This is a genomic window from Streptomyces sp. NPDC001135 (genome assembly GCF_053598395.1).
In genome coordinates, this window is record NZ_JBSFKD010000036.1 from 1 (window position 1) to 14128 (window position 14128).

Annotated in this window: 10 protein-coding genes and 4 pseudogenes; 8 read left to right on the forward strand and 6 right to left on the reverse strand. The window is 68.8% G+C overall.

From position 1 onward, the window contains the following. Positions 1-359: 359 nt before the first annotated feature. Positions 360-749: a DUF2267 domain-containing protein gene (locus ACWC94_RS33375; RefSeq protein ID WP_450801049.1), complete on the reverse strand. Its 390-nt coding sequence runs from the start codon at positions 747-749 to the stop codon at positions 360-362. A gap of 247 nt (positions 750-996) precedes the next feature. Here ACWC94_RS33375 and ACWC94_RS33380 point away from each other — a divergent pair, with 247 nt between their 5' ends. Then, a complete protein-coding gene (locus tag ACWC94_RS33380; protein WP_450801050.1) occupies positions 997-2700 on the forward strand; it encodes a SpoIIE family protein phosphatase in 1704 nt (567 codons plus the stop codon). Positions 2701-2966: 266 nt separating this feature from the next. Here the strand turns inward: ACWC94_RS33380 and ACWC94_RS33385 are convergent. Together ACWC94_RS33385 and ACWC94_RS33390 are read right to left on the reverse strand one after the other, a co-directional pair. Then, positions 2967-3248, reverse strand: a pseudogene (locus ACWC94_RS33385) (transposase); the annotation flags it as partial. A gap of 252 nt (positions 3249-3500) precedes the next feature. After that, complete coding sequence (locus ACWC94_RS33390) at positions 3501-3884, reverse strand: hypothetical protein (RefSeq protein WP_450801051.1); 384 nt, start codon at positions 3882-3884, stop codon at positions 3501-3503. Between the two features lie 221 nt (positions 3885-4105). On the opposite strand from ACWC94_RS33390, the gene ACWC94_RS33395 reads away from it, so the two are divergent. Then, a complete protein-coding gene (locus ACWC94_RS33395) occupies positions 4106-5092 on the forward strand; it encodes an AraC-like ligand-binding domain-containing protein (protein WP_450801052.1) in 987 nt (328 codons plus the stop codon). A 391-nt stretch (positions 5093-5483) separates the two neighbouring features. Then, positions 5484-5684, forward strand: a pseudogene (locus ACWC94_RS33400) (IS630 family transposase); the annotation flags it as partial. Positions 5685-5775: 91 nt separating this feature from the next. Here the strand turns inward: ACWC94_RS33400 and ACWC94_RS33405 are convergent. Both ACWC94_RS33405 and ACWC94_RS33410 read right to left on the reverse strand, forming a co-directional pair. Further along, positions 5776-6351 carry an SMI1/KNR4 family protein gene (locus tag ACWC94_RS33405; protein ID WP_450801053.1) on the reverse strand — a complete coding sequence of 192 codons (576 nt, stop codon included), beginning with the start codon at positions 6349-6351 and terminating at the stop codon, positions 5776-5778. Between the two features lie 136 nt (positions 6352-6487). Beyond that, positions 6488-7257, reverse strand: a pseudogene (locus ACWC94_RS33410) (transposase). Between the two features lie 118 nt (positions 7258-7375). Between ACWC94_RS33410 and ACWC94_RS33415 the strand changes: the two are divergent. The 3 genes from ACWC94_RS33415 to ACWC94_RS33425 all read left to right on the forward strand — a co-directional run bounded on the left by ACWC94_RS33415 (position 7376) and on the right by ACWC94_RS33425 (position 9171). Further along, positions 7376-7771: a hypothetical protein gene (locus ACWC94_RS33415; RefSeq protein ID WP_450801054.1), complete on the forward strand. Its 396-nt coding sequence runs from the start codon at positions 7376-7378 to the stop codon at positions 7769-7771. Positions 7772-8048: 277 nt separating this feature from the next. Then, complete coding sequence (gene ku, locus ACWC94_RS33420; protein WP_450801055.1) at positions 8049-8873, forward strand: non-homologous end joining protein Ku; 825 nt, start codon at positions 8049-8051, stop codon at positions 8871-8873. A gap of 28 nt (positions 8874-8901) precedes the next feature. Continuing rightward, positions 8902-9171 (forward strand): AI-2E family transporter, encoded by a 270-nt coding sequence (locus tag ACWC94_RS33425; protein WP_450801056.1) that lies wholly within the window; start codon positions 8902-8904, stop codon positions 9169-9171. A gap of 150 nt (positions 9172-9321) precedes the next feature. Here ACWC94_RS33425 and ACWC94_RS33430 read toward each other — a convergent pair. Next, positions 9322-9507, reverse strand: a pseudogene (locus ACWC94_RS33430) (hypothetical protein); the annotation flags it as partial. Between the two features lie 441 nt (positions 9508-9948). On the opposite strand from ACWC94_RS33430, the gene ACWC94_RS33435 reads away from it, so the two are divergent. After that, the gene (locus ACWC94_RS33435; protein WP_450801057.1) at positions 9949-11154 is read left to right on the forward strand and encodes a hypothetical protein; all 1206 of its coding nucleotides are present in this window, start codon (positions 9949-9951) and stop codon (positions 11152-11154) included. A 530-nt stretch (positions 11155-11684) separates the two neighbouring features. Continuing rightward, positions 11685-14114, forward strand: coding sequence for a LodA/GoxA family CTQ-dependent oxidase (locus ACWC94_RS33440; protein ID WP_450801058.1), 2430 nt, complete (start codon positions 11685-11687; stop codon positions 14112-14114). The last annotated feature ends 14 nt before the right edge of the window (positions 14115-14128 follow it).

The following is a 14128-nucleotide window of genomic DNA, read 5'->3' on the forward strand; positions in this document are numbered from 1 at the left end:
AGCAGCGGCTTCCCACCACGCATGCGCTTCCCCGTCCTCGTGCCGTTGAAAGCTAGTGGGACGACGTTAGGCACCGAGGTGCGAGGCATGGGGCCCGACCCGGGAAAGATCACCCGCGCGTGCAGGTGGCCCTTGTCCGCTGCGCTGCTCGAGGGCGCCGGCGCAGGCGCCCCGGGCGCACAAGCCGAGCCGGACGCATTCTTCGGGTGTGTGGGCAGGTGTCGCGCTGCTGGTAGCTGCCCGGCACGCCAGAGCCCACAGTCTCTGGGTCTTTGCGCGGCCCGCATCGCCAGGGCCGTCAAGGCCACAGCCGCTTGGAGGGTTCGGCTGCTGGGCCAGCTCCTCGGAAGGCGGTGTTCTCAGTCGGCGAGGTCGGGCTTGCCGACCAAGAGGGCGTAGCTGGAGGGGAGCTGGCTGATGATCTGGTTCAGCTCGCCGCCGCTGACGGTGTCCGCGACGGTGGTCGGGACGGCGCTGGCGTCCCATTCGGCGGTGCGTGGCCGTGCCCCGATACGTTCCGCGACCCGGCGGTAGAACTCCTCGATCCCGAACCTTTCGGGCTGCTGCTTGGTGTCGGCGAGCATCTGTCCGAGCGGGCCGGGCAACTGGGAGGCGAGGTCGTCGATCTCCCCCCGGGTGATCCGCTGTGCCAGCACGCCCAGGACGGCTTCGGTGATCGTGGCGGCTTCGTCCTGGTCGGTGTATTCGCCGCGCTCGCGTACGCGGGCGAGGAACTCGTCGTACCTCATGGTCACCTCCGACACGCGTGCATCGCGCGGCACCAGACCTTCTGATGTCACTGGCCCAGTACCCAGAAGACCGGCGCATGCGCAGCCGCCGCGCGCCGGGGGGCAAGCGCGCCATGCCTGCACAAGGGGGTAGCCGGGAAAAGAACGCAGGACAGGACAGTACGCAGCGTCCGGGTGCGCAGCGGGCGGCACGACCGACGATCATGAAGGAGGCACACGCGTGGCGGAGCCAGAGCGGACCGAGAGCATGGATCAGCGATCCCGTGGGGCGGCTGACACCACTGTGGCCGGGGCGCTGGCCGCCATCGGCGCGGGGGCGTACGTGGTGGACGAGAAGGGGTGCATCATCGCGGTCAACGCCCGAGCCGAGCAGCTGCTGGCCCGGCCCGCTGAGGACCTCGTCGGCCGTGACGCGCACGACCTGCTGCACCGCGATGCCCGCGGCCAGCCAATGCCGACCAGCCGATGCAGCATGCGGCAGGCCTTCCACGCCGGACGCACCGCCCAGGGCGAAGGAGAATGGTTCGCCCGCGGTGACGGCTCCCTGCTGCCCATCAACTGGGTGATCACCCCCTACGACACCGGTGGCCGGGAGGCCGCCACGCTCGTTGTCTTCCACTGCGACCAGCAACCACAGGAAACGGGCCCGCGGCCGGAGCCGGTGACTGAGGCGCTGACCGAGCTCGAGCGCCTGGCCCTGCTGGCGGAGACCACCACACAGCTGACCTCCACCCTCGACACCAACGAGGCGCTGCGCCGGCTCGTGGCCTTGCTCGTGCCCCGGCTGGCCGACTGGGTGGTCATCGACCTGATCACGGAGCGCGACGAGGTATGGCGCACCGCCGTGGTCCACGCCGAAGGCGAGACTCTGGTGCACCACGAAGAGCTGCAGGGACCGATGCCCCCGGTGCCGGAAGAATCCCCGATGCCACTGTCCAGAGCGCTGCGCGGGGTTGCTTCCACTCTTGCCGGTCCCAAGACATACCAGCGGGCACCCGATTCCGGCATCGCGGTCGAACAGCGCCGCCTGTTCGAGGTGACCGGCATCCGCTCCGCGGCCATCGTCCCCATCCGCAGCACCCGGGAGGTCCTGGGAGCCCTGACCCTGGGCCGCGCCGAGAAGGCGGGGGACTTCACCACCGCCGACCTCCCCTTGATCGAGGACATCGCACGCCGGGCCGCGGTCGCTCTGGACAACGCCCGCCTCTACCAGCGTCAGCGCAAGGTCGCCGAGACCATGCAGAACCATCTGCTGCCCCAGCTGCCCCGCGTACCCGAACTGGAGATGATCGCCCGCTATCTGCCCGCACCCCACGCCTCACAGGTCGGCGGCGACTGGTACGACGCCTTCCGCCTGTCCGACGGCGCCACCGCCCTGGCCGTCGGCGACGTCGTCGGCCACGACCTGGAGGCAGCAGCCGGGATGGCGCAGGTGCGCAACGTGCTCCGCGCCTACGCCTGGTCCCAGCAAGAACCCCCCAGCCGGATCGTCGAGCGGCTCGACGAGGCGATCACGCACATCACCACCGTCCCCATGGCCACCTTGATCTTCGCCCGCCTCGAACAGGCGGACCACGGCCACTGGGAACTGTCCTGGACCAACGCCGGCCACCCCCCACCCCTGCTCGTCAGCCGGGACGGCCTCACTCGCTACCTCACCGACGGCCACGGCATCCTCCTGGGCACCGGAACCGGCACACACCGCCCCGACGCCACCGCCGTACTGCCGCCCGGATCCACCCTCCTGCTGTACACCGACGGCCTCATCGAAGCGGCCAGACACTCCCTGGACGAGGGCCTGGGCCGGCTGCGCCAGCACGCGGCCGCCCTCGCCCACCGCCCCCTCGCCTCCTTCACCGACCAGCTCCTGCGCCGGGTCCGCCCCGCCGACAACGACGACGACGTCGCCCTCCTCGCTCTGCGGACCCCAGGGAAAACACGCGCGAGATAGGCGCAGTGCTCCCCAGGCTGTACGAACGGACACACGCGTGCTGACGTAATCGCTTTTGGTCCCAACAACCCCGAATTCGCCAACTGTCGCGCAACAACCTCGCCAACCGTCATACACCGCTCGGGGTTGAGCAGCGGTGCCGCCAAGACGACTCGGCAAGCGTCATGCAAAGGCACAGAATCGGGCTGCAAGGGCCAAACCTGGCCCCCTTGGCCAGCGTGGTCGGCCCGACCACGAGCCTGACCACGACCCCTTGTCCAGGCCGCCGCCGCCCTCGGTAACGGCACCCCGGCCAGGGCCCGGCGCAGCCGGGCGACGTCGATTCGGCCCTGGTTGAGTCCGCCGTACAGAGCCCCGTGGCCACGACGGTGTTCGGGGGCGAGGGCGAGATCGACCAGCGCCCGCACCGGCCCGTCCGTGCACAGCAGCGCGTCGCATAACTCGCACAACGCGTCGCCCCGCGCGGTCAGACACGCGTACAGCTCTGACCGGAAGTGTGACACTTCCGCGAACGCATCCCGCAGGATGCCCTGATGCACCAAGCTCACGGCCACGGCCTTCGTGCTGATCCACTCTGTGACGGAGCACAGGATCAGTCGGAGGCCGCCTACGTGTCTGCTGAACTGCGAAAACACTGATCAAGTTCGAGCCACGTTCGACGCCGAACCATAAATGACAAGATAAGTGCCTGTTCCTGAACCCTGAACCCTGAATCCGGAGGTCAAAGGCCGTTGGTCCGAAATGGGAGCTTTGCGCGAGCGTTCGGGGATCGGTCACTCTGTGAACGATCCCCGAGGTGCTCAGCACCAGTTCTTGACGTACCAGACGGGGCGCCAGCTTCCGTGAGCGTCCGAGTCGGGGGCGCCGTCGGTCGCGGACAGGAAGTTCCCATGCTTGTCGTAGAACCCCGTCTGCGTGCCTGGTGTCTGGTTGTTGTACCAGGACCCTCCACTACCCATGCCGTCGGGAATTTCCTGCTTGTAGCAGTCCTTGTACCGGAATCCGAGCTCTTGGAAGTTGCTCTTCTTGTAGCCGCAGAAGTAACCCTTGGGACAGTCAGATGGCGCGGACTGTATTGCAGGCTGCGCAGCGTTCGACGGGGCGGTGGACAGCGCTATGGCGGTGAGCGCCCCGGCGGCCACGAGAAGCTGCCGCACAGACGTCCGGTGGGTGGGGTTGAACATGCAAGTCCCCTTTCGCATCAGCGGTTGTAGTGGTGCTCGCGTACGTCATGCAGCATTCCGCCATGGCACCGGTGGCGTCGTGAGCAGGCAGCGCACTCAACTTGGCGTACAACGCACTGTTTGAGGTCAGTGCCTACCGGCGATGCTCGTGTGTCGGCGCGGGTGGATGGGCAGTCCCCGTCCGCACCGCGTCACCAGACGGCATCACTTGGGGGGTCGTCATGCTGACCACTGTGCTGGACACTACTGACCTGCCACCGGCTGAACGAGTGGCGGCCTGGGTGGAGACAACGGGGCAGGCTCTGATCTCCACCCGCGTCAGCTTCCTTGAGTCCGACCAGATCGAAGCTCGGATCCAAGCCATGGCCCTGGGCCCGGTCCAGATGTCGGTGCTCTCCTATACACCGCTGTCATCCCAGCGCACGCCCCGGCTCATCCGTCAGTCTGATCCTGAGATGTACCAGCTCGCGCTGACCATCGCGGGACAGCAGAGCATTGAACAGGCCCGGACGTACACCTCGGTCGGTCCCGGCGACCTGCTCCTGTACGACAGCTCACGGCCGTTCACCGCCACCGTGGGCCCGAACCCACCAGGAGCCCGAGCGATGGTGTTGCAGTTCCCCCGGCACCTTCTGCCGTTGCCGGAGAAGGCCGTAGCACCGCTGTGCGGTGCGGCGCTTGACGGACGAGCAGGGGTCGGTCTGCTCCTGCGCCAGCTGCTCACCGGCCTCGCCGATACACACGCCGATCTCACCTCCGGTGACAGCGCCCGGCTGGGCACCACCGCAGTCGACCTCACAGCCGCCCTACTCGCCCACCATGCTGACCGGCAGACACTGCTTCCGACTGGCTCACGGCAGCGTGCACTGTTCGAGCAGATCAGCGCCCACATCGCCACCCACCTGGGCGATCCCCACCTCACACCCCGCGCGATAGCGGCGGCACACTTCATCTCCACGCGCTATCTGCACCGCATCTTCCAGCAGCACGGCACCGCAGTCAGCGACGTCATCCGGCAGCAACGCCTCGCCCGCTGCCGACGAGACCTGGCCGACCCAGCCCAGTGCACCGTCCCCATCGCCGCCATCGCGATGCGCTGGGGATACCCGAGGCCATCCGATTTCACCCGATCCTTCCGCGCCGCCACCGGCATGACTCCAAGCGAGTACCGTGCCGCCAGCCAGGACACGGACCGAGGACAGCGGTAGCTACGCCCAGGGCGAGGACCATCCGGCGTCGGGGATCTGTCCGTCGGAGGGCTGCCGCGTGAGTGCCTGTCCTACGTTTCAGGGGCGGGCTCGGGCCGGTCATCCGTAGGATCGTGGAGCTCGGGGCTCCGGGCATGGCTCGTGCCTGACGCCGTCGGATGGCTCCAGAAACCTGGCTGCCCGGAGCCCGCGACGACGCGACCGCTGATTGGGATACGCGACTTGATCGCTTCGTAGGTCAGTGCCGGCGAGGTCGTCTGCAGGGTGAACGTGACGACGATCTGGCGGAGGTGACCGTGCCCGAGATCTGAGCCGGGGCGCGGCCGGGCGGCGTAGCGGGGCGGCAGTGCCACCGTCTCCGACTCCGCCGCCAATTCCGCTACCTGCGACAGTCCGCCCGCTGCGGCAGTTCACACTGGCCAACTCGAACCATCGCAGCCATCCCGCGCAGACCCGGGCCCTGCACCGCTACCTTCGCTGGCGGAACGCCAACGGCCGCCACCCCGACGTGCTCGCCGCCCAGCGCAGGGAACGCGCCCGCATCCGCAGCGAGAAGGGCATGCGCTGGGGCGGAAGCCCCCTCGCAGCCTGACTACCCCAGTGATCATTGCTGGTGAGAGCGATTGGCCGCCGCCTGCCGCCTGCCGCCTGCCGCCCGCCGCCCTGTCAGGCCCCTGAAGCTGCTAATCCCAGGGTTCGCCCGTGGTGGGGTCCAGACCCGCCTCCAAGCGACGCTTCTGCTCACGCCAGTTGACGAAAGTGTGCTCCTTCGGAAGGACGACACTGATCGTCTCCTCCTGGAATTCATCATCGGTGAGCAGTCTGCGCAGGAACTCCGCCATCCCGAAAGGATGGACCTGGAAGGTGGGATTCGTGTGCCGACCGCATACGAGCACGGGCCATCGGTCGGGATCGTCGGCAGTGGTCAGCCAGCAGTAGATGTCTGCGCCACTCGTGACACCCCACGCCACGATGGAATCGGGGTCCACGTCCAGGGCCGCTCTACCACCGAGCATTTCCCATGTGCCGCGGGCGTTGGCTGTCTCCTGCCGCAGGCCGGACCCGTCCGAATAAGCATCGGATCGCGGAACCGGCAACAGTATTCCAACTTCCCTGCTGACGCTGCCTGCCCCGTACGCCTCCATGAAGGCGACATAGTCCGCCGGAAACCCGGTCCCCCAGATCTCCTCGACCGCACTCCAGTCGATCCGCTCATCCACGCCGTGCGTCGTTGGTAGAACCTTCGCGAGCGCTGTCACTGGTGAATTTTCGCCCACTGTCACTCCTTCTCCTGCCTCTTCGAGGAGCCACAACTTATGTGATCGGACTCCCTGCCGAGACGGATGGCCTGGGTTGACGCGGACGTCAACCCGGCGAACCATCCCGGTCGCGGCACTAGCTGGCGAGGGCGAGGTTGTGCATCCGGGCGATGCCGAGCATGGCGTGATGGACGCCGTCGCCTTTGGGGCGGCAGTCGCGGAGGATTTTCCAGGTCCTCATGCGGGCGAAGACGTGCTCGACGCGGGCGTGGACCTGCTTGTGGGACTTGTTGTGTTCCTCTTTCCAGTCCGGGAGTTCGGCCTGGCCACGCTCGCGGCGGTGTGGGATGACGAGTCCGGTGCCCGGGTATCCGCCGTCGGCGATCGTGAGGGTCTTGCCGACGGCGGCCGTGGCACCGGACTCCTCCCACGCCTTGCAGCCTTGCGGTTGCCGGCGAGCGGCCGGCCGACCGCGACGACCAGGCGGGTGTCGGCGTCGACGACGGCCTGGTGGTTGGTGGAGTACCGGTAGTTCTTCGACCGCTCGGCGATGGTGTGATCGCGGGTGGGGACCAGGGTGCCGTCCACGATGAGCACGGTGCCCTTGGCGAGCCGCGTGCGGGGCCGCAGGGCAAGCGCGGGACCGAGGTGGTCGATGATCCGGTCGGCCGCGGACTTCGAGATGCCGAAGAGCGGCGCCAGTTGGCGCATCGTCAAATTCGTGCGTCAGTAGGCCGATACGAGCAGTACCCGGTCCTCCAGCGGAAGGGACCACGGCCGGCCCTTGCGGACCGGATCCGCACCTTCGCGGCGCAGCGCGGTCACCAGCTTCCTGAAGGAACGCGGGCTCAGCCCGCTGAAAGGGGCTATCCAAGACGACTCCGACGCCGTGATCACACCAGCCACCTCAAGATCGTTCCATGATGCCCGGCACAACATCGCGATCCTCTGTCTCCCCGCCCGGCAGCCCAGGCCACGCCGCAATCCTGTAGCAACGCCCACGTTCAGTCTCTACAGTCACCGCATGGCCGCCGAAGACGAGCCCCCATGCCAGCCCGACATCGCCGAGATGCTCACCAACCAGACGAGCGCGTGCAAGTCGGCACGCGACGCCATCGCCGCCGGTGGCGAGGTACGGGTCTCGGACAGGGAGGCGCCCCACTGGATGGTCGCCGGCATCGCCGCAACGAGGTTGAGACGGTCGTTGAAGCGCGGCCTGCCCGAGACCATCGGCCTCGACGAGACCATGGAGATCCTCGCGCGGCACCGCGGCGAGCAGCTGCGTACCGGGACCATCGACGCAGCAGACCGGCTCTGGTTCTTCAATCTGTACTTCGACGCCACCGGGACCGAGCTCCTGGCGTGCAGCGGTGTCAAACGCTCTCGGAGGCCTAGTACGAAGGACTCGTTCGAGCCCTGAGCTGATCCGCATCCGCCCTCTACCCGACCGCAGCCGCCACTACCCGCAGAACCTACAGAACCTCGTCGAGGAGCAGGTCGTGGAGGCAGGCATGCCGAAGACATCTCAATTGCGGTCAGGTGTTCAGGGACAAGCCTTAGCCTGGCGGCGCCCCAACGTCCGGCCCGACTTCCCGCCACTCCACCCAGGCCGCGCTCGCCACGTCTTCGGGCTCGACGTCTTCGGATCCGGCCTGGCGTAGGAACTCGACGAGTCACCGTTCCGATCAACGTACAGAGTGCGACCGAAGATCACAGCATCCACTTCACACCAGTACCACCTGGAGGACATAGGGCGCGTCCGCTACCGCAAGGTGTGTGAGCTGGAGGACCGCGAGGTCGACCAGTCCGAGATCGGCAAGGGCTACGAGCTGACCCGTGACCGGGTCATCCCGATCACCGATGAGGAACTGAGCAACCTCCCGCTGCCGACGGCGAAGGCGATCGAGATCGACGCCTTCGTGCCGCTGGAGGACATCGACCCGATCCGCATGGGCCCCGGGTACTACCTCGCGGCCGGCGGGCAGGTCGCCGCGAAGCCGTACAAGCTCCTCGTCGAAGCGCTGCGCCGCTCCAGCAGGCTGGCCATCGCGAAGTACGCGTGGAGCGGTCGCGAGCGGCTGGGCATGCTCCGGGTACGTGGCGACGCCTTGGTCCTGCAGGAACTGCTGTGGCCCGACGAGATCCGCGACCCCAGCGAACTGCTCCCGTCACCGACCGAGCTGTCCGAGGACGAGATCGAAGGCGCACTCGCCCTCATGGACACGATGACGGTCGACGCGCTGGACGGCGAGGAGTTCACCGACCGGTACACCGAGGCGATCGCCCAGATCATCGAGGCCAAGCGCGAGGAGAAGCCGCTCCCCGAAGTGCCCGAGCCGGAGCAGCCGGCCCAGGTCCTGGATCTGATGGCAGCGCTGAACGAGTCGGTCCAGAAGGCCAAGGCCTCCCGCACAGGGAGCGCGGGCCCGGCGCAGGTGCACGACATGCCGGAGCCGAAGAAGGCGGCGGCGAAGAAGACGGCCGCCAAGAAGACCACGGGCCGCCGCCCGCGCAGCGCCTGACCGCGCTGACGCTAGTCCAGGATGCCGAGTGCGGTGTCCGCAGGCCGAAAACCACCTCCTGCAACCGGTCATCCTGTCTCGGACGGTGAAACTCAACCCCCTCACCGTGCTGCTGGCCATCCTGATCGCCGCCGAAGTCGCCGGGATCCTCGGTGCCCTGCTGGCGATTCCCATCACCGGCATCATCCAAGTCATTCTCGGTGACATCTGGGCTCACCGCGGCGGTCGGCCGCTGGCGCTGCCGATGCGGGCGGACAATCGCCCCGAGAACACCGACCGGTCCGACGACTCCGAATGACCGCCCCATGAAATCCGGCCGCAGCAGGCGCAGCGAGGTGTTCGCCCGGGGCGACATGCCCGGACAGGTGAGTACCAGATCGGTGCAGGAGCGCGGATTCGCTCGCTTCTTGCGCCACCCTCCCCCCGGTCGGCGAGAGCGGTGGCCACCGTGCACACGGGGGGCAGTCGTGGGCCGGGTGGACGCCGCCAGGGCGGAGACCGGGAAGAGTACGGACCCCAACTGGTTGATCGCGACGATCCACCAGCCGAGACTGCGAGGGCGGACGCACGGCCGGCCGTGGCAGACCTCGACGACCGCCAGATGTCCCGAGGCCAGGAACAGAAGGCACCCGACCGTGTGCCTCCGCAGACGGCGAAGCGCCACGCCATCCGCGTGCCGCGATCGGAACTCGTTCTCGCCTGCGGCGCGAACGGTCAGCATTCCCCGCTTGCGCGCCGGACCGCAGACGTTAGCTCTTCACGCCGGAAGACCCAGCGACCGAAGGTGATCAGCGGCCGCCGCCATGGCCCCCACCTGGCCGTCACGGTCGTACAGCCGAGCCGGCCGGATCTCTGGTGGCCATCGGGGCCGGCGGGGAGCGAGCCCGTCTGCGGCGCTGCGGCAATTTCGCCTGCTTGTCATCTCCGGGCCGCCCTGGAGACCCTCGTGCGCCGGCTGCGAGCCAGTTCACTGGAGCGCCCCCCTCAACCGGACCTGAAAGAGGGACGCATGTCGAGACACATGCCAAGGCGCGGGCTGGTCATGCTCGTTGCCGTCGGACTTGCCTGCTCCGTGATGTCGACCACCACGGCATCGGCGGCCGACAGCCCACTGACGCTCGCCGTGTTCGGCGACTCGCCGTACGGCAGGTCTGCCTACGCGCCCGCGGGCCAGAGCGCCGACACGTCGCAGTTCCAGAAGACCCCGGCGTTCATCGGCACCATCAACAGTGATCCGACGATCGGCGATGTCATCCACGTGGGGGACATTCACTCGGGCAAGGAGTTCTGCACCGAGGACTACGACGCCTCGATAGCGTCCCTGTGGCAGACCTTCACCAAGCCGCTCGTCTACACGCCGGGCGACAACGAGTGGGCCGACTGCCACAAGGCGTCGAGTCTCACCTCACCCGGTCAAGGCGGAGGCTTCTACGACTCGACCACCGGTGGGATCAAGTACATCGGCACGAACGGCCTGTCGACCGACCCGGCGGACTGCGCCGGCTACCACTGCGGCAACCCGCTCGACAACCTCGCCGAAGTCCGGCGGGACTTCTTCGCGCAGCCCGGCCACACCCTCGGCAGCGGGACACTGAACGTGGTGTCCCAGGCCACCGCCTTCGACCCGAGTCACCCGGCCGACGCGCAGTACGTCGAGAACGTGAAGTGGGAGCAGAACGACATCGTCTTCGTGACCGTCAACGCGCCGGGCGGCTCGAACAACGACGCCGACCCCTGGTACAAGGAGCCGACCGCGACTCAGGCACAGAACGACGAGCGCACCAACCGGACGGCCGCCGACGTCCGCTGGCTCGATGCGGCCTTCGCCGACGCGCAGGCCGCACACGCCAAGGCCGTGGTGATCTCGGTGCAGGCCGACATGTGGGACCTCGACGGCAAGACCAAGGACCACCTGATGAACTACGAGCCGATCATCAAACAGGTCGCAGCGAAGACGACCGCGTTCGGCCGCCCGGTGCTGATGCTCAACGGTGACTCGCATCTGTACCGCTCGGACAACCCGCTGTCGCCGACGGCGCCGTGCACCGGTGAGACGGATCTGGCCACCGGTGCCGACGTGTGCGCCCACGACCCGGACAACAACGCGTGGAACGAGCACCCGTACTACAACGTCCCGAACTTTCACCGGATCGTCGTGCACGGCAGCACCACCCCGCTGGAATGGTTGAAACTGACCGCCGATCCGAACGTCAACCACCCCGTCACGGCCACCACCTACGGTCCCTTCAGCTGGCAGCGGATGCAGCAACCTCAGCTGTGACCCGCTGACCGCACACGACCGGCCAGTCCACAACGCCGTCACCGAGGGGCCCGGGGTCGTCCTGCCGAGTCTGCGGCGCAGGCCGCCCCGTGATCGGTTTGGGAGGCGGGGCCGGGATCGGGGCCGGGGTCGGAGGAGGGGGCCGCGTCCAGGAGGTCACGGGCGTTGTGCCCCGCGGAAGGCGACACCCGCCGAGGCACGCGCCACAGCCCAGGCCTGCCTGCACACTTCGGAGCATGCGGCCGAGGGCCGGCACGGTGCAGGCGGATGGTGGTGCGGATCCTCCGGCCGCGACGGGCGCCGTCCAGACCACCGCGGCGCAGGCCGTCCGGGCGGACGCTGTCGGCGACCGGGCGGCTCGGCCGGTATGCGGATCGGATGGGGGCGATCCACAGGAGTACCTGCACGCACGCACCCTGTGCTACCGGGCCGAGGACCGCTGGGACACCTGCCTTTGGACCCGTCGCCGTAGCCGTTCTCGGGGCTGGGCGGGCACGTCAGCCGCCCGGCTCAGCCACGGAGACCAGTGGGTGAACGCTAAAGCAATTGGTGCCGGGCAGATCGCGCGTGCCGCCGCCGAGGGCGTCATGATCGCTCTCGCCGCCCGCGATGTGGCGGACCACCTGGAATTCGGGGGCCCCATCGTGGCCGGGCGGTTCCCGGACGCACTCTTCGAGGTGAGCCTGCAGAGGGACGAGGTCACGGAAGGGGCCAGGTACGAGGTGGCGGCGCCCCTCCCTGAGTCGCAGAACGAAGGCATGTTTGCCACGATGGGGAGTTGTACGGACAGCACACTCCTGTGCGCGATACCACCGCTTCGCGGAGGCCGCACCATGGCCGTCATCCCCGACTCCCCGCCCCCCGGCATGGCCGTCATCCCCGACTCCCAGCCCCCCGGCCCCGGCGAGGGAGGGAACCGTCCGGCACCGGACTGCGCGACCGGTCCCGCGGCGGCCCCGAAGGACACGTTCGTCGATCTGCCCCGGGGCGACCGCACCACCGACCCGCAGGGACGTGACACCAGGATCGTACGGGCCGCCATCCACCCGGCCATCGGTGTGGCACGCGTCGGCGACAGCGCCGGAGAGTTCTTCCTGGCGCCCGAGACGGAGGACGAACCCGCCCTGCCCACCGGCTCGTACAAGGACGCGGCCGGCGCGCTCAAGCGGCAGGCCGTCCGGTTCCGGGTCTACGGCTGCAACACGGCGGGAGAGCCCGTCGCCGAACTGACCGCCGACAACGCCGAGGTGCGCTGGACCGTGCACGTGGCCAACAAGAAGGCGGCCTGGTACCAGTTCCAGCTCGCCCTGGACATCCCCGAGGCCGCCCAGGCGGAGGAGAGCCACCTGCGCAACCCCAAGGTCACCGGCGAGCAGCGGGCCGGGCTCGTGATCGATCCCGGCCCGCGCTCCGTCCTCGGCCGCGACCGCGCCGACCTGCCAGAACTCCGCTTCGACACCGGAACGTTCCTCGGTACCCCTGTCTACCTCGGCGAGCTGCGCACCGACTCCGCCGGGCGGCTGGTGTTCCTCGGCGGCCGAGGCCACTCCGCCTCCGCCGGCCACCTCGAGGCCACCACGTTCGCCAACAACGACGGCTGGTACGACGACGTCTGCGACGGACCGGTGACGGCCGAGGTCCGACTGGACGGCCGCACCATTCCCGTCGAGCCGGCCTGGGTGCTGGTCGCGCCACCCAACTACGCCCCTCAGCTGAAGTCCGTGCGCACCATGTACGACCTCGTGCGCGACGTGTTCGTCACGGCCGGAATGCTCCCCGAACCCGCACAGGTGTCCTTCGCCCAGGACGTATTGCCCGTGCTGCGCCGACTGTGCGGACTGCAGTGGGTCAACCGGGGGCTGGCCGCGCTGTTCGGCCACGGAGGCCGCGAGGACTTCCTGGCGCCGGACCGGCTGGCGGCCCTCGCCGACCCCGGGCAACGCCACGCCGAACTGCGCCGGCAGGTCTGGTCCACCATGCGGGACCTGGACCGTGACGGTCCCTCACCGGTTCCCTGGCCGCCCGTCTACGGCGACGCGATGAGCCTGCCGCCCGTCTCCGCGCGTCAGCACGTGGCCATCTCCGCGCTGCAGTCGCGGCTGCTGCTGCGCTGGGCCCAGGGCGAGTTCGTCGCCGACCTCGCCTCCGGCACGACGGCACCGGCCGAGCTCGACCGGCTTCCGGTCGCCGCGAGGCCGGCCGCCCTCGACCGCGCGGCGCTGTCCTTCTGCCTCGCCGACGCCTTCCACCCCGGCTGCGAGATCACCTGGCCGATGCGCCACCCGTACCTCTACAGCGCACCGTTCCGCATCCGGCACCGCGCCCCCGGCAGCCAGGAGCGGTACTACGGCCCGGTCCTCACACCCGAGGCGGCGCAGGCCTACGACGGCCCGCTGTACGGCCAGGGACCCGGTGACCTGACCCGCTGGATGGCCGTGCCGTGGCAGACGGACACCGCGAGCTGCCGCTCCGGTTACTACTCGGGCTTCGGCCCCCGGTACGACCCCTACCTCCCGACGTTCTGGCCCGCCCGGGTGCCCAACCAGGTCCTGACGGAGGAGGACTACCGGACAGCGGTCGACAGTACGCGACCTCCCGAGGAACGGCTGGCGGCCTTCGAACGGCGCGCCCCCTGGAACCGCTGGCTGCCCGCGAACTACCAGGCGAACATCAACGCCATGGTCAAGGACTTCGGCCGGCTCGGCCTCGTCGAACGCCGGCCGGGAGCGACCGACGGCCTGCTGCCCGCGGAGATGCTGGTGGAGTCCGAGGTCTCCTTCCCCGCCGAGCCGGCACCACCGCTCGGCCGCAACCTGGTCACCCTGCACGTGCCGCTCGCCGCGGACGAGGAACTCAGGGCAGCCGCCCTGGCCAACGCCGCCGCCTTCGCGGAGGAACCGGACGAGGAGGTAGCGGTCGGCTACATCGACAAGGTGTCCAGGTTCCCGGGCCACCGGTGACCCGCACCTGAGCA